At 72.9% G+C, this 21,456-nt stretch carries 19 protein-coding genes; 10 read left to right on the top strand and 9 right to left on the bottom strand.

Going from position 1 to position 21,456, the window contains the following annotated elements; all coding sequences use genetic code 11:
• Nucleotides 1-174: 174 nt before the first annotated feature.
• From AB0B33_RS09160 to AB0B33_RS09130, 7 genes are all read left to right on the top strand, one after another.
• On the top strand, nt 175-1,044 hold the full coding sequence (locus AB0B33_RS09160; protein WP_360768733.1) for an FAD binding domain-containing protein: 870 nt from the start codon (nt 175-177) through the stop codon (nt 1,042-1,044).
• Nucleotides 1,035-1,505 (top strand): (2Fe-2S)-binding protein, encoded by a 471-nt coding sequence (locus AB0B33_RS09155; RefSeq protein ID WP_247023444.1) that lies wholly within the window; start codon nt 1,035-1,037, stop codon nt 1,503-1,505. Before AB0B33_RS09160 ends, AB0B33_RS09155 begins: the two co-directional genes overlap by 10 nt.
• Nucleotides 1,502-3,793 carry a xanthine dehydrogenase subunit D gene (pucD, locus tag AB0B33_RS09150; RefSeq protein WP_360768730.1) on the top strand — a complete coding sequence of 764 codons (2,292 nt, stop codon included), beginning with the start codon at nt 1,502-1,504 and terminating at the stop codon, nt 3,791-3,793. Before AB0B33_RS09155 ends, pucD begins: the two co-directional genes overlap by 4 nt.
• Before the next feature lies 1 nt (nt 3,794).
• Entirely contained in the window at nt 3,795-4,277 is a 483-nt protein-coding gene (locus AB0B33_RS09145) for a nucleoside deaminase (RefSeq protein ID WP_360768727.1), read from the top strand.
• 109 nt (nt 4,278-4,386) lie between these two features.
• On the top strand, nt 4,387-5,838 hold the full coding sequence (locus tag AB0B33_RS09140) for an NCS2 family permease (RefSeq protein ID WP_360768725.1): 1,452 nt from the start codon (nt 4,387-4,389) through the stop codon (nt 5,836-5,838).
• An 11-nt stretch (nt 5,839-5,849) separates the two neighbouring features.
• On the top strand, nt 5,850-6,227 hold the full coding sequence (locus tag AB0B33_RS09135) for a gamma-glutamylcyclotransferase (RefSeq protein WP_360768722.1): 378 nt from the start codon (nt 5,850-5,852) through the stop codon (nt 6,225-6,227).
• Nucleotides 6,224-7,318: a glycerate kinase gene (locus AB0B33_RS09130; RefSeq protein ID WP_360768718.1), complete on the top strand. Its 1,095-nt coding sequence runs from the start codon at nt 6,224-6,226 to the stop codon at nt 7,316-7,318. The genes AB0B33_RS09135 and AB0B33_RS09130 overlap by 4 nt, the downstream gene beginning before the upstream one ends.
• Before the next feature lie 3 nt (nt 7,319-7,321).
• On the opposite strand, the gene AB0B33_RS09125 is transcribed toward AB0B33_RS09130, so the two are convergent.
• Nucleotides 7,322-8,029, bottom strand: a complete 708-nt coding sequence (locus AB0B33_RS09125; protein ID WP_360768715.1) for a TetR/AcrR family transcriptional regulator — start codon at nt 8,027-8,029, stop codon at nt 7,322-7,324.
• 162 nt (nt 8,030-8,191) lie between these two features.
• On the opposite strand from AB0B33_RS09125, the gene AB0B33_RS09120 reads away from it, so the two are divergent.
• Nucleotides 8,192-10,414 (top strand): glycoside hydrolase family 15 protein, encoded by a 2,223-nt coding sequence (locus tag AB0B33_RS09120; protein ID WP_360768712.1) that lies wholly within the window; start codon nt 8,192-8,194, stop codon nt 10,412-10,414.
• Here the strand turns inward: AB0B33_RS09120 and AB0B33_RS09115 are convergent.
• From AB0B33_RS09115 to AB0B33_RS09095, 5 genes are all read right to left on the bottom strand, one after another.
• On the bottom strand, nt 10,402-11,271 hold the full coding sequence (locus AB0B33_RS09115; protein ID WP_360768709.1) for a hypothetical protein: 870 nt from the start codon (nt 11,269-11,271) through the stop codon (nt 10,402-10,404). The two genes, AB0B33_RS09120 and AB0B33_RS09115, sit on opposite strands and share 13 nt — an antisense overlap.
• Entirely contained in the window at nt 11,268-12,593 is a 1,326-nt protein-coding gene (locus AB0B33_RS09110; RefSeq protein WP_360768707.1) for a hypothetical protein, read from the bottom strand. Before AB0B33_RS09110 ends, AB0B33_RS09115 begins: the two co-directional genes overlap by 4 nt.
• Nucleotides 12,586-12,891 (bottom strand): DUF6403 family protein, encoded by a 306-nt coding sequence (locus AB0B33_RS09105; protein ID WP_360768704.1) that lies wholly within the window; start codon nt 12,889-12,891, stop codon nt 12,586-12,588. The genes AB0B33_RS09110 and AB0B33_RS09105 overlap by 8 nt, the downstream gene beginning before the upstream one ends.
• 95 nt (nt 12,892-12,986) lie before the next feature.
• A complete protein-coding gene (locus tag AB0B33_RS09100) occupies nt 12,987-13,856 on the bottom strand; it encodes a hypothetical protein (RefSeq protein ID WP_360768701.1) in 870 nt (289 codons plus the stop codon).
• The gene (locus tag AB0B33_RS09095) at nt 13,853-14,854 is read right to left on the bottom strand and encodes an SPFH domain-containing protein (RefSeq protein WP_247023432.1); all 1,002 of its coding nucleotides are present in this window, start codon (nt 14,852-14,854) and stop codon (nt 13,853-13,855) included. The genes AB0B33_RS09100 and AB0B33_RS09095 overlap by 4 nt, the downstream gene beginning before the upstream one ends.
• 84 nt (nt 14,855-14,938) lie before the next feature.
• On the opposite strand from AB0B33_RS09095, the gene AB0B33_RS09090 reads away from it, so the two are divergent.
• Nucleotides 14,939-15,616, top strand: a complete 678-nt coding sequence (locus AB0B33_RS09090; protein ID WP_360768698.1) for an NUDIX domain-containing protein — start codon at nt 14,939-14,941, stop codon at nt 15,614-15,616.
• A 416-nt stretch (nt 15,617-16,032) separates the two neighbouring features.
• On the opposite strand, the gene AB0B33_RS09085 is transcribed toward AB0B33_RS09090, so the two are convergent.
• Nucleotides 16,033-17,169, bottom strand: coding sequence for an FAD-dependent monooxygenase (locus AB0B33_RS09085; protein WP_360768695.1), 1,137 nt, complete (start codon nt 17,167-17,169; stop codon nt 16,033-16,035).
• An 88-nt stretch (nt 17,170-17,257) separates the two neighbouring features.
• Here AB0B33_RS09085 and AB0B33_RS09080 point away from each other — a divergent pair, with 88 nt between their 5' ends.
• Nucleotides 17,258-17,953 carry a TetR family transcriptional regulator gene (locus AB0B33_RS09080; RefSeq protein ID WP_360768692.1) on the top strand — a complete coding sequence of 232 codons (696 nt, stop codon included), beginning with the start codon at nt 17,258-17,260 and terminating at the stop codon, nt 17,951-17,953.
• Between the two features lie 19 nt (nt 17,954-17,972).
• Here the strand turns inward: AB0B33_RS09080 and AB0B33_RS09075 are convergent, their stop codons facing one another.
• The gene (locus AB0B33_RS09075; RefSeq protein WP_360768690.1) at nt 17,973-18,566 is read right to left on the bottom strand and encodes a hypothetical protein; all 594 of its coding nucleotides are present in this window, start codon (nt 18,564-18,566) and stop codon (nt 17,973-17,975) included.
• Nucleotides 18,567-18,603: 37 nt separating this feature from the next.
• Nucleotides 18,604-21,450, bottom strand: coding sequence for a glycoside hydrolase family 2 TIM barrel-domain containing protein (locus AB0B33_RS09070; protein ID WP_360768687.1), 2,847 nt, complete (start codon nt 21,448-21,450; stop codon nt 18,604-18,606).
• Nucleotides 21,451-21,456 lie beyond the last annotated feature (6 nt).

The following is a 21,456-nucleotide window of genomic DNA, read 5'->3' as shown; positions in this document are numbered from 1 at the left end:
CCGCGCGAGACCCTGACCTCGTGCGGCGGCCTTTCCGCGCCCTGGATCAGGCGGTTGTCGGAAAGTACAAACGCGGGCGGTAAATTCACCCGCCTTTCAGGGGTTTTGCCGTGGTCCCGGCCACACCCGAGCGTGTGTACTCCTTCACGAAGCAGCCCCGAAAGGACGTCCACAGTGGAATTCCTCCGACCCGCCTCGCTGGCCGACGCGCTCGCCGCGCGTGCCGCGAACCCCGGTGCGGTCCCGATCGCCGGCGGCACGGACGTGATGGTCGAGATCAACTTCGACCACCGCCGTCCCGGCGCCCTGCTCGACCTCGGCCGCGTCGCCGAGCTCCACGAGCACGGCACCGACGGCGGCCGGATCCGCATCGGCGCGGCCGTGCCCTACACCCGGATCATCGCCGAACTGGGCACGCAGCTGCCCGGCCTGGCGATGGCCGCGCGGACCGTGGGGTCCCCGCAGATCCGCAACCGCGGTTCCGTGGGCGGCAATCTGGGCGCGGCTTCGCCCGCGGGTGATGCCCACCCGGCGTTGCTGGCGGCCGGTGCCGAGGTCGAAATCGCCTCGGTCCGCGGCACCCGGGTCGTCGCGGCGAAGGACTTCTACCTGGGGGTCAAGCGCAACGTCCTGGCCGAAGACGAGCTGATCACCGCGGTGCTGCTGGAGCCGGCCACCGGGCCCCAGCAGTTCAGCAAGATCGGCACGCGCAACGCCATGGTCATCGCGGTCGCCGCGTTCGGGCTGGCCCTGCACCCGGCCGACCGGCGGGTCGGCACCGGCGTCGGCTCGGCCGCGCCCACCCCGCGCCGGGCGGTCGAAGCCGAGGAGTTCCTGGCCGGCGAGCTGGACTGGGACGCCCCGAAGGCGCTGAACGACTCGGTCAAGCGCCGCTTCGGCGACCTGGTCGCCGCGGCCGCCTCGCCGATCGACGACGTCCGGGGCAGCGCGGCCTACCGGCGCCACGCACTGGGGGTCATGGCGCGGCGGACGCTGACCTGGGCCTGGACCGAATACTGCGAAGGGAGCGCGAAGTGCGCGTGAACGTCACCGTCAACGGCGAGCACCGCCGGGCGGACAACGTCTGGGAAGGCGAGAGCCTGCTCTACGTGCTGCGCGAGCGGCTCGGTCTCCCCGGCTCGAAGAACGCCTGTGAGCAGGGCGAATGCGGTTCGTGCACGGTCTACCTCGACGGCGTCCCGGCGTGCGCCTGCCTGGTCGCGGCCGGGCAGGCCGAGGGCCGCGACGTCGTCACCGTCGAGGGCCTGGCCGAGGGGGACGAGCTCGACCCGGTCCAGGAGTCGTTCGTCGAGCGCGGCGCCGTCCAGTGCGGGTTCTGCACGCCCGGCCTGCTGGTCGCGGCGCACGACCTGATCGAGCGGGTCCCGGACCCGAGCGACGTCGAGATCCGCGAGGCCCTCGCCGGGAACCTCTGCCGCTGCACCGGGTACGAGAAGATCCTCGACGCCGTCCGCGACGCCGCCGCGAAGAAGGCCGTCCGATGAGCGCCCCGGCCCGTTCGCCGCAGGAACTGCACGACACGATCGCCGGTGGCATCGGCGAGAGCCCGCTGCGCCCGGACGGCACGCTCAAGGTCCGCGGCGAGTTCGCCTACTCCTCGGACCTGTGGCACGAGGACATGCTGTGGGGCGCCACGCTGCGCAGCCCGCACCCGCACGCCCGGATCGTCCGCCTCGACGTCTCCCGCGCACTCGCCCAGCCCGGCGTGCACGCGGTGCTCACGCACGAGGACGTACCCGGTGAGAACGTCTACGGCCTCAAGTACCAGGACACCCCCGCGCTGGCCGCGGACCTGGTCCGCTACCAGGGCGAGCCGATCGCCATCCTGGCCGCCGACCACCCGGAGATCGCGCGGCAGGCGCTCAAGGAGATCGTCGTCGAGTACGACGTCCTCGAGCCGATCACCGACCCCGAGCGGGCCGCGCACGACGACACCCTGCCGAAGCTGCACGCGGACGGGAACCTGGTCCGCCACCAGCGGATCGTCAAGGGCGACCCGGCCGCGACCGCGGACGTCGTGGTCTCGGGCGTCTACGAAATCGGCATGCAGGACCAAGCGTTCCTCGGCCCGGAGTCCGGGCTCGCCGTGCCGGCCGAGGACGGCGGCGTCGACCTCTACCTGGCCACCCAGTGGCTGCACGTCGACCAGCGCCAGACGGCCAAGGCCCTCGGCCTGCCGCTGGAGAAGGTGCGGCTGACGCTGTCCGGTGTCGGCGGCGCCTTCGGTGGCCGCGAGGACCTGTCCATGCAGATCCACTCGTGCATGCTCGCGCTGCGCACCGGGCGTCCGGTGAAGATGAGCTACAACCGCCTGGAGTCGTTCTTCGGGCACGTCCACCGCCACCCGGCGAAGATGTACTACGAGCACGGTGCCACCCGCGACGGCAAGCTCGTCTACGTCAAGGCGCGGATGTACTTCGACGGCGGCGCGTACGCGTCCAAGACCCCGGTCGTGGTCGGCAACGGCACCACCCTGAGCGTCGGTCCCTACGACGTGCCGAACGCGCACATCGAGGGTTGGGGCGTTTACACCAACAACCCGACCTGCGGCGCGATGCGCGGCCTCGGCGCGGTCCAGCCGACCTACGCCTACGAGTCCCAGATGGACAAACTGGCGTCCGCTTTGGACCTGGACCCAGCGGAACTGCGGATCCGCAACGCGCTGAGCGAAGGGTCCACTGTGGTCACCGGCCAGGTGGTGGACTTCCCGGCGCCGGTCGCCGAGCTGGTCCAGCGGGTGCGCGACCTGCCGCTGCCGCCCGAGCCGGCCGGCGAACGCGACATCCGCGAGCTGCCCGGCGGCGCGTCCAACACCACGCACGGCGAAGGCGTCGTCCGCGGGGTCGGCTACGGCGTCACGATCAAGAACATCTCCTACGCCGAAGGGCTCGACGACTACTCGACCGCCCGCGTCCGCCTGGAGGTGCTCGGCGGCGAAGCGGTCGCGATGGTGCACACCGCCGCGGCCGAGGTCGGGCAAGGACTCGTCACCCTGCAGCAGCAGATCGCGCGCACCGAGCTGGGCCTGACGCGGGTCAGCGTGCACCCGGCCGACACGAGCGTCGGTGACGCCGGGTCCAGTTCGGCGTCACGCCAGACCTACGTCACCGGGGGCGCGGTCCGCAACGCCTGCCGCGCGGTCGCCGAAGCGGTGTACGCGCGGCTCGGCGTGTCCGCCGAAGGGATGTCCCTGGTGGGCGGGAAGGTCGTCGCGGCCGACGGCGAAGTCGTCGCGGACCTGGCCGAGCTGCTCGGCGACGCCGCGATCGAGGAGACCCGCGAGTTCCACCACCGCCCCACCTACCCGCTGGACCCGGAGACCGGGCAGGGTGACGCCCACGTGCAGTACGGCTTCTCGGCCCACCGCGCGGTGGTCGACGTCGACCTCGATCTCGGCCTGGTCAAGGTCGTGCAGCTCGACTGCGCCCAGGACGTCGGCAAGGCGATGAACCCCGACGCCGTCGTCGCCCAGATCCAGGGCGGCTCGGCCCAGGGCCTCGGCCTCGCCGTGATGGAGGAGATCCTGGTCGAGGGCGGCAAGGTGCGGAACCCGTCGTTCACCGACTACCTCATCCCGACGATCCTCGACATGCCGCCGATGCGCGTCGACGTCCTCGAGCGGCCCGACCCGCACGCGCCCTACGGCGTCCGCGGCGTCGGCGAACCACCGACCATCTCGGCGACCCCCGCGATCGCCAACGCCATCCGCGCGGCCACCGGCTTTGAGCTGCCGCGCGTCCCCATCCGCCCCGAACACATCACTGGAGCCTGAGATGACCACGTCGATTTCCGCCGAGACCGAATGGCTCGACGAAGCCGTCCGCATCGCGGAGACCAACGTCGCGAACGGCGGCGGCCCCTTCGGCGCGCTGATCGTGAAGGACGGCGAGATCGTCTCGACCGGCGTCAACCGCGTCACCGCCAACCTCGACCCGACCGCGCACGCCGAGGTCGTCGCGATCCGGGCGGCCTGCCAGGCACTCGGCACGTTCAAGCTCGACGGCTGCGTGCTCGTGTCCAGCTGCGAGCCGTGCCCGATGTGCCTGTCCTCGGCGCTGTGGGCGCGCGTCGGCAAGGTCCTCTTCGCCGCCGACCGCGACGACGCGGCCAAGGCCGGCTTCGACGACCGCGCCTTCTACGAACTCTTCGACCGTCCCCGCGACACCTGGACGGTCCCCGTCACGCAACTGTCCGCAAAGGACGGTTTCGCCCCCTTCGCGGCTTGGCTCGACAAGGCCGACCGCACCGACTACTGACCCACAAGGCCAGCTGACCGGAGCACAACCGAATCGAACGTCCCGCTCGCCCAGGCACGGTGCTGTGCCTCGGCCTGGCCGAGCACACCCACCGGCAAGGGCAGGACGCATGACCCAGACCGAAGTCACCGCACCAGTGGTCGACGGAGTACCCGAACCACCGCAGCGCCGATCCCTGCTCGACAGGCTGTTCGAGCTGCGGGCCCGGCAGAGCACCCTCGGCCGTGAAGTCCGCGGCGGCGTCACGACGTTCGTCGCGATGGCCTACATCGTGCTGCTCAACCCGCTCATCCTCGGCGCCTCCGCCGACATCACCGGCGCCCGGCTCTCCGCCGCGCAGGTGACCACCGCGACGGCGCTCGCCGCCGCCGTGATGACCGTCCTCATGGGACTCGTCGGCAACGCGCCCCTCGCGCTGGCCGCCGGCCTCGGCATCAACGGCATCGTCGCCTTCCAGATGGCGCCGTCGATGACGTGGGCGCAGGCGTTCGGGCTGGTCGTGCTCGAAGGCGTGTGCATCGTGCTGATGGCGGTCAGCGGCGTCCGCGAACGGATCATGAACGCCATCCCCAGGCCGCTCAAGATGGCGATCACCGTGGGGATCGGGCTCTACATCGCCCTGGTCGGGCTGGTCAGCGCCGGGTTCGTGACCCGGGTGCCGGACGCGGCGCAGACCACGGTCCCGGTGCGCCTCGGGGCGAGCGGGCACCTGCACGGCTGGCCGATCGTCGTGTTCTGCTTCGGCCTGCTGCTGATGATCGTGCTGATGGCCCGCAAGGTCCCGGGCGCGGTGCTGATCAGCATCGGGGTGTCCACCGTGCTCGCCGTCGTGCTGCACGAGGGGTTCGGCGTCGGCGGCTGGGGCCTCACCACCCCGGCGCTGCCCGACCACGTCGTCGCCGCACCGGACTTCGGGCTGTTCGGCCACATCGACCTGTTCGGCGGGTTCGCCTCGGCGGGCGCGCTCGCGGCCACGGTGTTCCTGTTCACGCTGGTGCTGTCCGGGTTCTTCGACGCCATGGGCACGATCACCAGCGTCTCGGACGAGGCCGGGCTGTCGAAGAACGGCAAGGTCCCGCGGATGGGCCGGATCCTGCTGGTCGACGGCGCGGGCGCGATCGCGGGCGGGGTCACCGGCTCGTCGCCGAACACGGTGTTCCTGGAGTCCGCGGCCGGCGTCGGCGAAGGCGCCCGGACCGGGCTGGCGAGCGTCGTCACCGGGCTGCTGTTCGCCGGGACGCTGCTGTTCACCCCGCTCGCCGGCGTGGTGCCGGCGCAGGCCGCGGCGCCCGCGCTGGTCGTCATCGGCGGCATGATGGTCGCGCAGTGCCGCACCATCCCGTGGAACGACCCCGACTACACGATCCCGGTGTTCCTGACCGCGGCCCTGATCCCGTTCACCTACTCGATCACCAACGGCGTCGGCGCCGGCCTGATCGCGTTCGTGCTCATCAAGATCGGCCGCGGCAAGTGGCGCGAGGCCGGCTGGCTGCTTTCCGTGCTGGCGCTGGTGTTCGCGGTGTACTTCGCCGTCGACGGCGTCGAAGCCCTCTTCCGCTAAGGAGAAATCCCGTGGCCCTGATGTTCTTCAACGGCGGCGCCATGCGCGGCGAACCGCTGCACCACCTCCTGGACGGCTCACCGTTCGTGGGCACCGCGCGGACCGCGGCGAAGTACCGGTTCTACGCCGTCGGCGAGCAGTGCCCGGCGCTGTACCCGGTGTCGCACGGCGGTGCGGAGGTGGTCGGCGAGGTCTACGACGTTTCGCTCGACGACCTGCGCGACAAGGTGCTGCCGTCCGAACCGCACGAGCTGGAGCTCGGCGTGGTGGAGCTGACCGACGGCAGTTCGGCGTTCGCCATGCTGCTGCGGCGGCCGTACACCTCGCACGTCGCCCTGCGGGACATCACCGACGTCGGCGACTGGCGGGCGTACAAGGCGAGCGCGTGAAAGTCCTCGTCGCGCCGGACAAGTTCAAGGGGTCGCTGACCGCGGCCGAGGTGGCGTCGGCGGTGGCCGCGGGCCTCGCCGACGGCCACCCGTCGGTCACGGTGGAGACCCTGCCGGTGGCGGACGGCGGCGACGGCACGGTCGACGCCGCCGTCGCCGCCGGGTACGAGCGGGTGCGCGTCCCGGCCCGCGGACCGACGGGGGCGCCGCTGACGGCGTCGTACGCGGTCCGCGGGGACACCGCGGTCGTCGAGCTGGCCGAGGCGTCCGGGCTGCACCGGCTGCCCGGGGCGCCCGCGCCGCTCACGGCGACGAGCGCGGGAACGGGGGACGTCATCGCGGCGGCGGTGGCCGCGGGCTGCCGCCGGATCGTGCTCGGCGTCGGCGGCAGCGCGTGCACCGACGGCGGCGCGGGCCTGCTGACCGCGCTGGGTGCCCGGCTGCTGGACGACGCCGGCCGCGAACTCCCTTCCGGTGGCGCGGCGTTGGCCCGGCTGTCCTCACTGGACTTGTCCGGTCTGTCCGAAGTGGACATCGAGCTGGCGAGCGATGTGGACAATCCGCTGTACGGGCCGAGTGGCGCGGCGTTCGTCTACGGACCCCAGAAAGGCGCTTCCCCCGCGGACGTCGAAGCGCTCGATTCGGCGTTGCGGCACTGGGCGTCGATCGCGGGTCCGGAGTTCGCCTCGAGGCCCGGTGCCGGAGCGGCCGGGGGAGTGGGGTTCGCCGCGATGGCGGTGCTGGGCGCGCGGATGCGGCCGGGGATCTCGCTGCTGCTGGACTTGCTGGGCTTCGAGTCGGCGTTGGCCGGAGCTTCGCTGGTGATCACCGGTGAGGGGTCACTGGATCACCAGACGCTGTCGGGCAAGGCTCCCGCCGGGGTCGCGCGGGCCGCGGCGGCCGCGGGGATCCCGTGCGTCGCGGTCTCCGGGCGCTGCAAGCTGTCGGCGTCCGAGCTGGCGGGGGCCGGGATCGCGGCGGCGTACGCGTTGACGGACCTGGAGCCGGACCCGGCCCGCTGCATGGCGGAGGCGGGACCGCTGCTGCGCCGCCTGGCCCGCCGGGTGGGGGCGGACCACCTGGGCCGGTGAGGCTCAGGCGTCGGCGATGCGGTCCAGCCACTCGGCGAGCAGCACCCGCTCGGCGTCGGTGAGCGCGGTGGTGCCGCCGAGCCCGGCGCGCAGGGCGATCGCCCGTTCGGGCAGGCCGGACGACGCCGGTTCCGCGGTGTCGGTGAGGATGCGGCTCAGCACCGTTTCCCGCGCCGTCGCCGAAAGCTCGCGGTCGCGGTCCGCCTCCGGGGTCGCGATCAGCGAGAGCACGACTCCCATGCCGGTCGCGTGCACGAGCCGGGCCGCGCGTTCGACGCTGACCCGCAGCCGGCCCGCCGCCGCGACCCGTTCGATGATCTCGCGCAGCATCCCTTCGGCTTCGCGCGCGGCGGGGGAGGTGCGGCCCGGGCGGGCGTCGCCGTACATGAGCACGTAGAACTCCGGGCGGGACAGCCCGAACTCCTGGTGCAGGTCCCAGCCGCGCCGCAGGTCCTCGACCGGGTCGCCGGTCGAGCCCAGCGCGCGCTTGCTGGTCAGGTACTCGTCGAACCCGTACGCGGCGACCGCGTCGAGCAGGCCGTCCTTGTCGCCGAAGAGCCGGTACAGCGCGGGTGGCTGGACACCGGCGGCCGCGCTGACCGCGCGGGTCGAGAGCCCGTCGCGGCCCTCCGCCGCCAGCAGCTCGGCCGCCGCCTTGAGGATCCGCTCGCGGGTCTCCGCCGCCGGGCTGACCGGAGTCTTCGTCACCATGGTTCCAATGGTAACAAATCTCGGGTAGCACTAGTCTGGCGCTGGGCCGTCCGGCGGAGGGCTGGATCGGTTCAGCCCGATCGGACATTGCTTGTCACCTGCTGGTGGCTCAATATGTTGCCGCTCGCAACATATTGACGACAACGCCGTCGGAGGTCGGAAATGATCAGGTGGAAAGCGGTCCTGGCCTGCGCCGGAGCAGGGGTCCTGCTCGCCGGGCTCGGCCAGGGCACGGCGCTGGCCAGCGGCACCGCGACCGACTGCTGCGGCGGCGGGGCGTCCTGGGCGACCGGCAACAAGTCCGCGCTGGGTACCTCGACGACGGCCGGCAGCCCGGTGTGGTTCACCGTCGCCGACGGCGTCACGTCCGAGGTCTTCTACCCCCGCGCCGACGTCCCGAACACGCAGGACGTGCAGTACGTCGTCACCGACGGCTCGACCTTCGTCGACCTGGAACGCGACGCCACGAACCACGTCGTCACGATGCCCGACGAGAAGGCGCTGCAGTACACCGTCACCAACACCGCCAAGAGCGGGAAGTACCGGATCACCACCGACTACGTGACCGACCCGGCCCGCGCCACCCTGATCACGAACACCCGGTTCCAGTCCCTCGACGGCGGCAGCTACCGGCTCTACCTGCTGGCCAACCCGTCGATGGCGGGCGGCGGCGCGAACGACAACGCCTGGTGGGACGGCAGCGGCCTGCTCGCCAGTGGCACCGAGACGCTGTTCGGCGGCTCGGCCACCACGGTGGTCCAGGCCCTGCGCGTCTCGACCGGCTTCACCGCGCACGACAACGGCTACACCGGCGCGGGCAGCGACTGCCTGACCGACCTGCGCGCCGACAAGAACCTGAACAACCAGTTCGACAACGTCTCCGGCACCGGCAACGTCGTCCAATGTGGGCAGATCCCGGTCGGCAGCGACACGACGTTCACCGTCGCGCTCGGCTTCGGTGCCACCCCGGCGGCCGCGACCTCGGCCGCGAGCGGGTCGCTGAGCAGCGGGTTCGCCGGCGTCTCGGCGTCCTACCGCAGCGGCTGGAACTCCTACGTCGGCAGCCTGAAACCCGCCCCGGCCAGCGTCTCCGGTGACACGCAACGGCGGCGCGCCTACTACGTCGCCGCGATGGCGCTGAAGACCGCCGAGGACAAGCAGCACCCGGGCGCGAGCGTCGCCGGCCTGGCGACGCCGTGGGGCAACTTCACCAACGGCGACCACCTCAACGACGGCTACCACCGCGTCTGGGGCCGCGACCTCTACCAGCAGGCGACCGGTCTGCTGGCCGCCGGCGACAGCGCCCAGGCCAAGCGGATGGCGCAGTTCCTCTGGAACTCCCAGTGGATCGGCAGCCCGACCGCCGGGGACGGCACGACGTACCCGGCGGGTTCGTTCCCGCGCTACAGCCCGGTCTCCGGGGTCGCCGGCGCGAGCGCCCAGCAGCTCGGCTGCTGCGAACAGCTCGACCAGGACGCCGACGCGATCCTGCTCGCGTGGCTGACCGGTCTCACCGACGCCTCGACCTACGCCAAGGTCAAGACGACGGCGAACCACATCGTCTCGACCGGCCCCGACACCACCGAGCGGTGGGAGGAGCAGTACGGCAAGTCGCCGTCGTCGATCGCGGCCGAAGTCGCCGGCCTGATCGCCGCGGGCGCCATCGCCCGGGCCAACGGCGACACCGCGAGCGCGACCTCGTGGGAGTCCACAGCGGACTCCTGGCGCAACTCCCTGGCCGGCTGGACGGTGACGACGTCCGGCTATTGGGGCGGCCACACCTACTACGAACGCCTCGACCGGGCGGGGAACCCCAACGACGGCGCGGCGATCTGCTTCGACGAAGGCTGCTTCTACGAACACGACGTGACCGACTTCGGCTTCCTCGACTTGGTGCGCCTCGGCATCCGCCCGGCCGGCGACACCACGATCGCGAACTCGGTCGCCCCGACCGCGGCGGCCTCCGACGGCAACGCGCCGATGCAGGTGACGCTGCCCAACGGCGACGTCTACTTCCACCGCTACCCGCACGACAACTACGGCGAGAGCACCGCGAACTGCAGTGGCTGGCCGGCGGGCGGAAACCAGCGGTTCGGCCGGCTTTGGCCGGTGCTGTCGGGGGAGCGGGGCCAGTACGAACTCGCCAACGGCCGTTCGGCGGCGGTGTACCTCAAGTCCATGGCGGACTCGGCCAACGACGGGTACTTCGTGCCCGAACAGGTCTGGGACCGCGGCGACGCCGGGTGCTTCGGGCTCGGCCGCCCGACCGGCAGCGCGGGCCCGCTGATGTGGGCCGAAGGCCAGTACCTCCGGCTGGCGCAGAACATGGACGCGGGCCGCAACCTCGACACGCCGTCGATCGTCAAGTCCCGCTACGGCACCTGAGCGGCCAGCTCGCGGGCCCGGGTCAGCAGCTTCTCGACCCGGGCCCGCAGCTCCGGGGTGTCCCGGCCGAGGTCCGGCAGGAGCTTCGCGTAGGCCGCGACGAGGGTCCGGTAGTTCCGCGCGAACTTGCTCTTGCCGGTCTGGCGGGCGTAGCGGGCGTCCAAGTCGATGATCTCCTGGGCCAGCACGGCCGCGGCCGCCGCCAGTTCGGTCCGCTCGTCCGCTTCGGCGTCCCGGCGTTCGCGCCGCGCCACCGCGGTCCGGGTGGCCCGGCGCGCGGTGAGGTAGAGCGCCGACGAGCCCAGGAGCACGGCCCCGGCCGCGGCGGCGGCGATCAGGTACCGCGGCAGCGACGGGCTGACCGTGCGGCCGCCGTCGGGGATCGCGCCGGAGCGCACGAGCAGGTCGTAGTTGACGACCAGCACCTTCAGCGCTTCGACGGGCCGGTCGGCGAAGGCGTCGATGCCGTTGCCGATCATCGACTCCGCGACGAACGCCTTGCCGAAGTTCTCGTCGTCGCGGCCGGGCAGCCGCGAGCACCCGTACTTCTCGTAGTCCTCGCCGTCCCGGCCGAGCATCACGGCGAGGGTGCCGTCGGCCGCGCTGCCCAGGCTGTCGCACGCGTCGCTCAGGTCCGCGCCCGGTTCGAGGAACGCGACCACCAGCCGCCGGTTGCCGATCACGCGCTCGGCGGCCGGCCGGTCGAGGGTGACCCCGGGCGCGGCGTACACCGACGCCGAGCGCAGCTGCCGGGCGACCGGGCCGTCGAACACGCCCGCCGACCACACCGCCCACCCCGCGAGCACGAGGCAGCCGAGCACCGCGATCCCGAACGCCGAACGGAAGAACCGGGTCACGCGAACCTCCCCCGCAAGAACGCGGCCGGCCGGTAGTCCGGGCGGCCGATGAGGTCGGCGGTGGTGTCCAAATCGGACTCGGCCGCGTCGAGCAGGCTGTGCACGTGCCGGTCCGGAAGCTTCTCGGTGAACGCTTCCCCGGCCGCCGTCAGCTGGGTGATCCCGCGGCTCAGTGCCGCCGCCGAGGCGCCGTCGGTGAGCCCGGAGACCTCGACGGCGAGCGCGGTCAGCCCGGCCAGGCGCGCGGGCACACCCGTCGTGGCCGGCCGGTCCCGGTGCACCACCCGGCGGGCCGAGAGCGCGAGGAACCCGACCGCGCAGGCGGCGAACAGCCACGGCAGCGCGGGCAGCGTGACCCGGAGCGGGTCGAACGGGGTATAGGGGAGCGGGCGGTCGAACAGCCCGGCGTAGCGGATGGCCGTGACGCGGTCGAGCCACGCGCCCAGCACGTTGCGCTGCGGGTAGGCGTACTCGCTGAGCCGGTCGGCGAACTGGCCGTAGAAGCTGGCCGTCACGACCTCGGAGAACGCGGCGGCCGACGGGCCGTCGTACTCGATCCACTGGCCGTACACGGCGACGATCGGCCGGCCGGGGAACTCCTTCGCCAGCGCCGGTCCGAAGTGGACGAGCGGCTGTCCGGCCGGCTGCCGCGGCAGCGCCACGTACAGCGGCTGCGCGCCGGGGAACGCGGAGGTGGTCGCGGGAGCGTCGTTCAGCGTGGCGCCCGGGGCGAGGTACCGGCCGGTGCCGCGCAGGGCGGTGGTGACGGCGGTCAGCTCCCCGGCCGTCGGGTCGTGCCGGGCGATGGCGGGCTGGTCCGGCGGCTCGGGCCGGTGGTTCAGGCGGGCGATCAGGGTGGTCAGCGACCCGGTGACGTCCCCGGTGGCGAACTGGTGGATCCACTCGCTCGCGCGGTCGGCCGAAGCCTGGTAGATCCCGCCGCTGACCTCGGTGCCGACGATGCGGACGGTCGCGGCTTCGACCTCGTGCACCCGCTGCGCGTCCGCCTTCTTCAGCCCGGGCGGCACGACGAGGATCCGGTAGCCGGGGCCGCCGGCCGCGGCCCGCACGGCCTGGTCGTCCCAGGTCGCGATCGCACTCGGGAGCCGCACGACCGGCGCGGCGCCGACCATCGCGGTGAGCTGTTCGGCCGACGGGAGGGTCGCGCCGCTCAGCTCGCCCGCCGAGCCTTCGGGGATCGGGTCCTTCGCCGCCGGTGCCTGGCCGTAGCTGACGTCGGTGCTCTGCTTCTGCACCAGGAGGAACGTCACCAGCACGGCGACGGCCGCGGCGAGCAGGACCCAGCGAATCCGGTCAGCCACGGGCCGCCTCCCGCCACAGCGCGTCGGCGCGGCGCGCGTGGTTTTCGGCCGCCCGGGCCGCTCGATCGCCGCCGCGGGCGGCCGCGATCGTCTCGGCCCGCGTCAGCAGCTGCTCGGCTTCCGGATGGGGCACGGCCGCCGCGTCCCGGCTGACGGCGGCGGCGTCGATCGCCGCCCGCGCGGCCGACCAGGCGGTCCGCCGGCGCAGGTCCCGGTTCCGCCACCACGGCAGCGCGACGACCCCGGCCCCGGCGGCGGCGAGCACCACCGCGCCGAGCACCCACACGAGCCACGTCATCCGGCCACCTTCGCACTTCGATCTTCGGCGAGGACGTCATTCTGACGGCCGGAGCCCGGGAATGTGACAACGTTGCCGCATCGTGTCCCGGCCGGTCACCGGACCAAGTGGACAGTCTTCGCGGCCGGGACGAACGTCGCGGTCTGGCCGCGGGTGAGGGCGACCATGTCGGTTTCGAGACCGTCGCCGAACGCGACCAGGCGGTCGGATTCGACTTCGACCGTCAGCGGCGTCCCGGTCAGCTCGCCTTCGGTGTGCTCGGTGCCGGTCGACGGCGACGGCCACGCCTCGCGCACGAACCAGACCAGCCGGGCCTCGCCGGGACCGGGCAGGCGCAGCCCGCTGTGGCGTTCGCGCCACACCGAGCCGCACCAGCCGGTCGCCCCGGTGCCGGTCCCGACGAGGATCCCCGACGACGCCTGGCGTTCCAGCGGCCCGCCACCGACCCCCAGCCGGTAGCGGGCCGTCTGGTGCCCGGCGTGCCCGAGGTAGATCTCGTTGAGCGCCAGCAGCCGCTGGCCGTCGTCCGCGGTGAGCTCGGCCATCGTCCGGTGCTCGACGTCGCCGGTGGCGCGCACGAGCTCCGCGACCGCGGCCGGCGGGTGCTTGACGAGGACACCGGGCCGGCCCGGCGTCACCCCGATCACCGGCTGCCCGTCGAGGTACTTGGCCACGTTGGCGATCAGGCCGTCCTGGCCGACCACCACGACGACGTCCTCCGGCGTGAACAGGAACCGGTCCAGGTCCGCGCGTTCGACCTCGCCGCGCCGCCAGTCCAGCGGGATGGCCGCCGACGCCGTCTTGAGCGCGGCGCGCAGGGCGGCGTCCGCCTCGGTCACCTCGGCGAGGTCTCGGCCGCGCGTACGCAGGAAGAACTCCGCCTGGCCGCGCGTGCCGTGCCGGGCCAGCAGCTCGTCGAGTTCGGTGCGCCGGTGCACGAGCACGACGCGCGGGGCGAGGCTCACGACCGCACGCCCAGCTTGGTCAGCAGCGGGGCGAGCAGGTCCGGGGTGACCGTGAGGCTGTCGATCTTCGGCAGGTTCCCGGCCAGCTCCTTGAGCGCGAGCCCGGTGAGCACGCCTTCGGGCAGGTCGCGGTACGCCGCCAGCCGGGCGGCCTCACCCGCGGCTTCGGCCTCGCCGAGCGCTCGTTTGCCGTCGGCCTCGACCTGCGTCAGGCGTTCCCGGCGCAACGCCTGCGCCTCGGTCTCGATCCGGTTCGCCGCCGCGGCCTCTTCGGCCTGCCGGCGGGCGTTCGCACCGCGCTGGGCGAGCAGCTGCTCCTCACGCCGGGCCAGCTCGATCTGGTTCTGCAGCTCGTTTTCGCCGATGGCGCGCTCGCGTTCGACGGCGAGGGCGCGCCGCTCGTAGGTCGCCCGGTCGGCCTCCTGCTGCACCTTCTCCCGCGCGGTCGTCTGCAGCGCCTTCTCGACTTCCGGCTCGGCGCGGATGGCGACGACGCGGACGTCGACGACCGCCGAGCCGGTCTGCGCGAGCCGGGTGTCCTCCTCGGCGAGCCCGGCGCGGATCCGGTCGCGGACCGCCTGGACGCCGTCGACCAGCGCGGTTTCCAGCGGCGTGCGCGTCAGGACCTCGACGGCGTACTGCTGGACGTTCTCGGTGAGCAGCCCGCTGATCTGCGCGAGCGGATCGCCCCGCCAGCGTCCGGTGTCCGGGTCGATGGAGAAGTCGATCCGCTGCGCGGCGAGCGTCGGGTCCTCGATCCGGAAGGTGAGCGCGAGCTGGACGGTGACGTCCTGGTAGTCGGCCGTGCGGGCGTGGAACAGCAGCGGCAGCTCCCGGTCGTCGACCGGCACCTCCGAGACGACCGCGGTGAGCGGCCGGTACCAGAACGACAGCCCGACGCCGTCGTGGGCGAGCTGGCCGCGGCGGAAGTGCCGGATGTGCACGGTGGGCGCACCCCGCAGGTGCCGGAACCCGAAGCGGCGGTCGATGTCGGCCATGGGGACCTCCTCTTATCGTCGTGGTGACGATATGGGGTCGCGGGTGTAATCGTCAAGATGACGATTAAGAGGTAGGGTGGTGGCATGGGTCACCCTCCGTTCGCCGTCACCGTGGACCTCGTCGTGCTCACCCTGACCGGGGACGAGCTGTGCGCGCTGGTGGTGCGCCGGGGAGTCCCGCCGTACGAAGGGGAATGGGCGCTGCCGGGCGGGTTCGTCCGCGCCGACGAGGACCTGTCGGACGCGGCGCGGCGGGAGCTGGCGGAGGAGACCGGGCTGGCGGCGGGGACCGTCCACATCGAACAGCTGGCGGGGTACGGGGCACCGGACCGGGATCCGCGGATGCGCGTGATCACCATCGCTTACCTGGCGTTGGCGCCGGACCTGCCGACTCCGCTCGCCGGAACGGACGCGGCGGAGGCCCGGTGGGCCCCGGTCCGATCGCTGGCGGCCGAGCGGCTGGCGTTCGACCACGACCGCATCCTGGCGGACGGTCTCGAGCGGGCCCGGGCGAAGCTGGAGTATTCCCCGCTGGGCACGGCGTTCTGTGCTGCCGAGTTCACGGTGGCCGAGCTGCGGCGGGTGTACGAGCTGGTTTGGGACACGCGGCTGGATCCGCGGAACTTCCACCGGAAGGTGACGGGGACGGAGGGTCTGCTGACCCCGACCGGCCGCACGACGACCCGCGATGGTGGCCGGCCGGCGCAGCTGTACCGGCGGGGGAGGGCGGAGCTGCTGTACCCGCCGATGCTGCGGACTTGACCGCGGTGGAGCCTGGCTGGGGCTGGTCGGTGAGGCTGGGCTGCTCCGCCGGAACCGGAGCAGGCCGGCAGTCGCCGTGCGGGCCGTGCGGCAGGCCGGATCCACGCTCAACCCGCGTCTGCCGCTGGCCGGCGGGGCGCCTGTGACGGGCCGCCGGCTTGGCGTTGCGCGGGCGAGGCCAAGCCGGCGGACCGGCTGGCGGCTGCCGGTCCGATGGCCCGCGAGTGGACCGGCCCGCGGGCTGTCGGTCCGGTGTTGGGTGGGTCGCGGGCTGCCGGCCGAGTGTTGGGTGGGTCGCGGGCTGCCGGTCCAGTGTCAGGCGGGCCGCAGGCTGCTGGACCAGCGTCGGAGCCGGCGTCGCTGACCCAGCGTCCGCCGGGTCGGCAGCCGCCGGTCCGGCGTCGGAGGTGTCGGGCTCAGGCCGCCCGGGCCGGCACCAGCTTCCGGGCCGCCGTGACCAGGGGCAGCAGCCGCGTGCCGAAGTTGCGGGCTGCCAAGCCGCGCCGCGTGGCCGGGATCAGCAGGGCCGCCGCCGTGGAGACGTTGCGCTGCTTGGGTTCCACCAGCTTGCGGTGCGCGGCCTCGTACCGGCGGAACGCCGACACCGCGTCGCCCGGAGTCCGGCCCAGCTCCTCGGCCAGCGTGTCCGCGCCCGCCATCGCCAACGTCGAACCGTCGCCGAACAACGACACGCACGATGCCGCGTCGCCCGCCAGGACGATCCGGCCCGCCGCCCAGGTGTCCATCCGGACCCGGCTCACCGAGTCCAGGTACAGGTCGTCCGCCTCGCGCACGCGCTCCAGCAGCTCCGGCACCCGCCAGCCGGCACCCTCGTACGCCTCCGCGAGCATGCGCTTGTGCAGCGCCGAATCCCGGTGGTCGAAGCCCGGCACGGCGTCACCGCGGAACATGAAGGCCGCGATGCCGTGACCGCGGGACGGGTGGACCGCCACCGCGCGGCCCGGCGAGTTGTACATCACCAGCTCCGTCCGGTCGGCCGGCGGCTCCGCCAGCGGCAGCGTCGCGATGTACACGCCCATGTGCTCGACGAACGCGTGCTCCGGCCCGAACGCCAGCCGCCGCACGTTCGAGTGGAGGCCGTCCGCGCCGATCACCAGGTCGAAGCGCCGCGGCGCACCCCGCTCGAACGTGACGTCCACCCCGCCGCCGTCCTGGCGCAGTTCGGTGATCGAGTCGTGGAAGACGAACTCGGCGTCTTCGGCGGCGGCCTCGTGCAGGATCGCCGCGAGGTCGGTGCGGGGCAGTTCGATGCCGCCGTCGCCGCCCAGTGCGACCCGGCCGGTGCGTCGTCCCGCGTCGTCGACGAACTTCAGCGCCGTCGCGTCGGTGCTCGCCTCGCGCAGCTTCGCCGTGATGCCCATCCGCTCGGCGACGCGTGACGCCGGCCCGCGGACGTCGACCGGGCTGCCGCTCGAGCGGAGCCCGGCGGCGCGCTCGACCACGGTCGGCCGGAAGCCTGCGCGGGCCAGCCAGTACGCCAGCGTCGGCCCGGCGACGCCCGCGCCGGAGATCAGTGCGGTTTGTTCGGTCATGGTGCTACCCCCATCAAGGTCCTGACCATCGGTCAGTTCCGACCGTACGCTCCTGTCCGGCGGTCAGGCAAGGAGCTAGGCTCGGGCGATGACCGACGACACCCGCGCCCGGATCCTGCGCGCCGCGCTCGAGGAGTTCTCCGAGCGCGGCTTCCACGCGACATCGGTGCGGGAGCTGGCCGAACGCGTCGGCGTCACCAAAACCGCGGTGCTGTACCACTTCCCCGGCAAGGCCGACATCGTCACGGCGCTCGCCGAACCGCTCCTGGACGACCTCGAAGCGGCCATGGTGAAGGCCGCGGACGCCGCCGACCCGCGCGCGGCGGCGATCGAAGGTCTCCTCGGCGTCTGGCTCGGCCACCGCTACCTGCTGCGGATGAACCTGCGCGACCTCGGGCTGACCGCGTCGAAGACGGTGTTCGAGCGCTTCCGCGACGGGATGCTCAAGGCGAACCACCTGGTGGCGGGCCCGGACGCGGACCTCGCGGGGCGGGTCCGAGCCGCACAGGCGATCGCGATGCTCAGCGACCCGGTGGTGCTGTTCGCCGACGCCCCGGTAGCCGAGCTGCGCGCCGCGGTCCTCGACGGCGTCGACCGGCTGTACGCGGCGGCCGGGCCCGAGGACCGCCCCCGCGGCCGTCGCGGCCGGCCGACGGTGATGAGCCCCGAGACGATCGAGGCGGCCCGGCGCCTCTACGACGCCGGGCACGCTCCGGCCGACATCGCGACGGCGCTGGGCGTCTCCCGCGCCACGATCTACCGGCACCTGCCCGGCGCCGAATAATGAGACGCATTAATGAGACTTATTGAGACGTGACCTCGATGGCGGGCAACGCCGCGAGCTGTACGGAGGTCAGCTTCGAAGCCGCCTCGAACACTTTCCGCTGGTGTTCCTTGATCCGCTCGTCCACCAGCCGGCTCAGCTCGAAGGCCAGCCGACCGGTCTGGCGGACCGTGACGTCGTCCACCAGCGGCCGCGCGGCCGACGTGATGACCACGCCGGACGCCGCTCCGTCCGGGGATTGTGAGACGCCCACCGAGTAGGTCTCGCGCGGGTTGACCGCCCCGTCGAGCGAGAAGTCCCGGATCCGGCCGAGCAGCGCGTGCCACTCGGCGACCTCGCCCGGCACCTCCGTGGCTTCGACGTCGGCCACCGTCAGGCCCATGCCGCGGTCGCCGGTGCGGAAGCAGCGGGCGTAGGAGTTGAGCGCCGACACCCACAGCGCCTCGACGAGCACCGGATCGACGCGGGGATGGGCCAGTTCCGCGACGAGCCGTTCGCAGCACTTGAGGGTGAACTGGAGGTCGTCGAAGATCGCGACGAGGTCGGCCAGGCCCAGCGCACCCGGGGTGGCCAGCCGGCGGGCGCTCGAAGGGGTTGTCGTGGAAGCGGACATCCCCCAACGACACCGCATCCGGGCGCGTCCCGGGGTCTCAATTTGCGACACCACCCGCCACGGGCCGCAGCGTCAGCGCGAACGACGTCTTCCTCGGCTCGAGCCGGTACCGCGGCAGGACCCCGGGCCCGCAGGCCGCCGTGCCGAGGCCGTGCTGGGCCACGTCCAGCGTCAGGTGCACCAGCGAACCGGACACCAGCTCGTCGGTGTGCCGCGCCGCTTCCAGGGCCGCGGCCGTCCAGCGGCGGGCCGTGAAGCCGAACTCCCGCTCGCCGTCGACGCGCAGGCCCGTGCCGTCCGGAGCCGTGAAACCCGCCCAGCGCACCGCCGTGCGGTTGCCGTTCTCCTGGGGGAAGACGTACGGCGTCTGCAGGCCGTCGACGCTGCTCGAAAACCGCCCGATCCGCACCGCCTGGCAGCTGTCCGGGTACGCCTCGCCGGGGCCGCCGCCGAACCACTCCGCCGAGCCGAACGTGCCCGGGAGCGCCATCGCCAGGCCCAGCCGGGGGAGTGTGGCCGGCACGGGACCGTCGGGGGTCACGTCGACGCGCAGCCGCAGACCGCCGTCGAACGCCGTCCACGTGTAGTCCGCGAACAGCCCGAACGCCTGCGCCGGCGGGGCGACCCGGGTGCGCACCACGAGTTCGTCCCCGTCGGCGTCGACCTCGATGACCCGGTGCTGCATCCGGTGCAGCCCCGCCTCGAGCCACTGCGAAGCTTCCGACGGCCCGGGTGCGGAACCGCGGTCGTTGTCGGTGGTCGCGCGCCAGACGTCGAGCCGCGGCCCGTGGAGCGAGTGTCCGCCCAGCGCGGTCAGCACGCCCGTTACGGCGTCGAACTCGCCGGCGCCGAGGAGGAGCTGCCCGGCCGTGCGGAACACCGGTCCCCGCACCGGCGGCGCCGGCCGGGCCGGGGCGGCCGACACCGGGAGCTGGCCCCAGCCGACGACGTGCCCGGCCGGCGCCCACGCCGTCGCCGAAGCCAGCGTTGCCGAGACCGTCAGCCAAGACTCGCCGGAAGTGGCGGGCAGCGACGGAAGCGGCACCGATGTCGTCTGTCCGGAAAGGACAGTAGGCACGGCGAGAACTCCCTGCGCGACAGCGGTCCCCTCCTCTTCCAGGAGCCACGTGAAGTCGAGGTGCCCGGTCGAGGCGAAGTCGTAGTGGTTCGCCACGCGGATGCCGGCGGGATCGGCCGAGATGCGTACCGGCTCGATGACCTTCGCGAACTCCGTCAGACCCGGCGACGGCGTCCGGTCCGGGAAGAGCAGGCCGTCGATGACGAAGTTGCCGTCGTGGATGAGCTCGCCGAAGTCGCCGCCGTAGGCGAAGTGGCCCGGGACGGCGATGCCGTGGTCGATCCACTCCCAGACGAAGCCGCCCTGGCAGTTGGGGTACTTCTCGAACAGCTCGCGGTACTCCAGCAGCCCGCCCGGCCCGTTGCCCATCGCGTGCGCGTACTCGCAGAGGAGGAACGGCAGGTCCCGACGCCGCTCGTTGTCGTCTTCGCGGCGGCCGATCCGGTCGACTTCGCCGGGTGTCGCGTACATCCTGCTGTGGACGTCCACGTAGGAGCACTCGTGGTCGCCCTCGTAGTGCACCGGCCGGGTCGGGTCGCGGTGGCGCACCCACTCCGCCATCCGCGCCAGGTTGTCCCCGGTGTGGCTTTCGTTCCCCAGCGACCAGAGGATCACGCTGGGCCGGTTCTTGTCCCGCTCCACCGTGCGCCGCATCCGGTCGAGGCAGGCGTCCGCCCACATCGGCTCGGAGCCGGGGTTGCGGTCCCAGCCCAGCGGGCCGAAACCGTGGGTCTCCAGGTCGCACTCGTCGATCACCCACAGGCCGTACTCGTCGCACAGCTCGAGGAACGCCGGGTCCGGCGGGTAGTGGCTGGTCCGGACGGCGTTCACGTTGTGCCGCTTCATCAGCAGGACGTCGGCCAGCGCCGTCTCCGGCGAGACGACCCGTCCGGTGCGGGGGTCGTGCTCGTGCCGGTTCACCCCGCGCAGGAGCAGCCGCCGTCCGTTGACCTTGAGCTGTCCGTTCTCGACGGACACCGTCCGGAAGCCGATCCGCACCGGCACTCGTTCGGCCACGGTGGACAACGTGCCCGCGTACAACCGGGGCGACTCGGCGCTCCACGGCTCGACGGGCAGCTCCAGCGGCTCCGCGGCCGGGTGCCCGGCGACGCCGAGGGCCGGGATGTCCAGCACGACGTCGGCGCCGGTCTCGACCCGGACGGTACCCAGCCCGGTCGTGTGGTCGTAGTCGGCGCGGACCCAGAAGTCGCCGATCCCGCCGGGCGGGCGCGACAGCAGCGTGACCGCCCGGAAGATCCCGGACAGCCACCACATGTCCTGGTCCTCGAGGTAGCTGCCCGCCGACCACTGGTGCACGCGCACCACCAGGACGTTGCCGCTAGGCCGCAGCAGCGGCCCGACCTCGAACTCCGACGGAAGCCGGCTGCCCTTCGTGACGCCGAGTTCGGTGCCGTTGAGCCAGATCCGGCCGCACGAGTCGATCCCGTCGAAGCGCAGCAGCGCGGGCCCGGCCGGCCAGGCGTGCGGCAGGTCGAAGCGCAGCCGGTGGTCGCCGGTCGGGTTGTCCGACGGGACGTGCGGCGGGTCGACCGGGAACGGGTAGTGCACGTTCGTGTAGGCGGGCTCGCCGTGGCCGTGCAGCTGCCACAGCGACGGCACCGGCAGCTCGTCCCACGCGGCGTCGTCGAACTCGGGATCGGCGACGTCCGGGGGAGCGGCCGCCAGGCTCGGCGAGAGCCGGAACCGCCAGGTGCCGTTCAGCGGCAACGACGGCGCGTCGGAGGTGAAGGCCGCGCGCGGCGGGACCGCCCCGCGGCCGGGGCCCGGGTCTTCGACGTACGACATGAGTCC

The organism is Amycolatopsis sp. NPDC049159, from assembly GCF_040648295.1.
GTDB classification, from domain to species: domain Bacteria; phylum Actinomycetota; class Actinomycetes; order Mycobacteriales; family Pseudonocardiaceae; genus Amycolatopsis; species Amycolatopsis pretoriensis_A.
This window is presented reverse-complemented; position numbering and strand designations above follow the sequence as displayed.

What these genes read in the sequence shown, in the direction of transcription:
- pucD (WP_360768730.1), top strand. Translation starts at nt 1,502, where the DNA reads ATGAGCGCCCCGGCCCGTTCGCCGCAGGAACTGCACGACACGATCGCC.
- AB0B33_RS09145 (WP_360768727.1), top strand. Translation starts at nt 3,795, where the DNA reads ATGACCACGTCGATTTCCGCCGAGACCGAATGGCTCGACGAAGCCGTC.
- AB0B33_RS09140 (WP_360768725.1), top strand. Translation starts at nt 4,387, where the DNA reads ATGACCCAGACCGAAGTCACCGCACCAGTGGTCGACGGAGTACCCGAA.
- AB0B33_RS09125 (WP_360768715.1), bottom strand. Translation starts at nt 8,029, where the DNA reads ATGGTGACGAAGACTCCGGTCAGCCCGGCGGCGGAGACCCGCGAGCGG.
- AB0B33_RS09120 (WP_360768712.1), top strand. Translation starts at nt 8,192, where the DNA reads ATGATCAGGTGGAAAGCGGTCCTGGCCTGCGCCGGAGCAGGGGTCCTG.
- AB0B33_RS09105 (WP_360768704.1), bottom strand. Translation starts at nt 12,891, where the DNA reads ATGACGTGGCTCGTGTGGGTGCTCGGCGCGGTGGTGCTCGCCGCCGCC.
- AB0B33_RS09095 (WP_247023432.1), bottom strand. Translation starts at nt 14,854, where the DNA reads ATGGCCGACATCGACCGCCGCTTCGGGTTCCGGCACCTGCGGGGTGCG.
- AB0B33_RS09090 (WP_360768698.1), top strand. Translation starts at nt 14,939, where the DNA reads ATGGGTCACCCTCCGTTCGCCGTCACCGTGGACCTCGTCGTGCTCACC.
- AB0B33_RS09085 (WP_360768695.1), bottom strand. Translation starts at nt 17,169, where the DNA reads ATGACCGAACAAACCGCACTGATCTCCGGCGCGGGCGTCGCCGGGCCG.
- AB0B33_RS09080 (WP_360768692.1), top strand. Translation starts at nt 17,258, where the DNA reads ATGACCGACGACACCCGCGCCCGGATCCTGCGCGCCGCGCTCGAGGAG.
- AB0B33_RS09075 (WP_360768690.1), bottom strand. Translation starts at nt 18,566, where the DNA reads ATGTCCGCTTCCACGACAACCCCTTCGAGCGCCCGCCGGCTGGCCACC.
- AB0B33_RS09070 (WP_360768687.1), bottom strand. Translation starts at nt 21,450, where the DNA reads ATGTCGTACGTCGAAGACCCGGGCCCCGGCCGCGGGGCGGTCCCGCCG.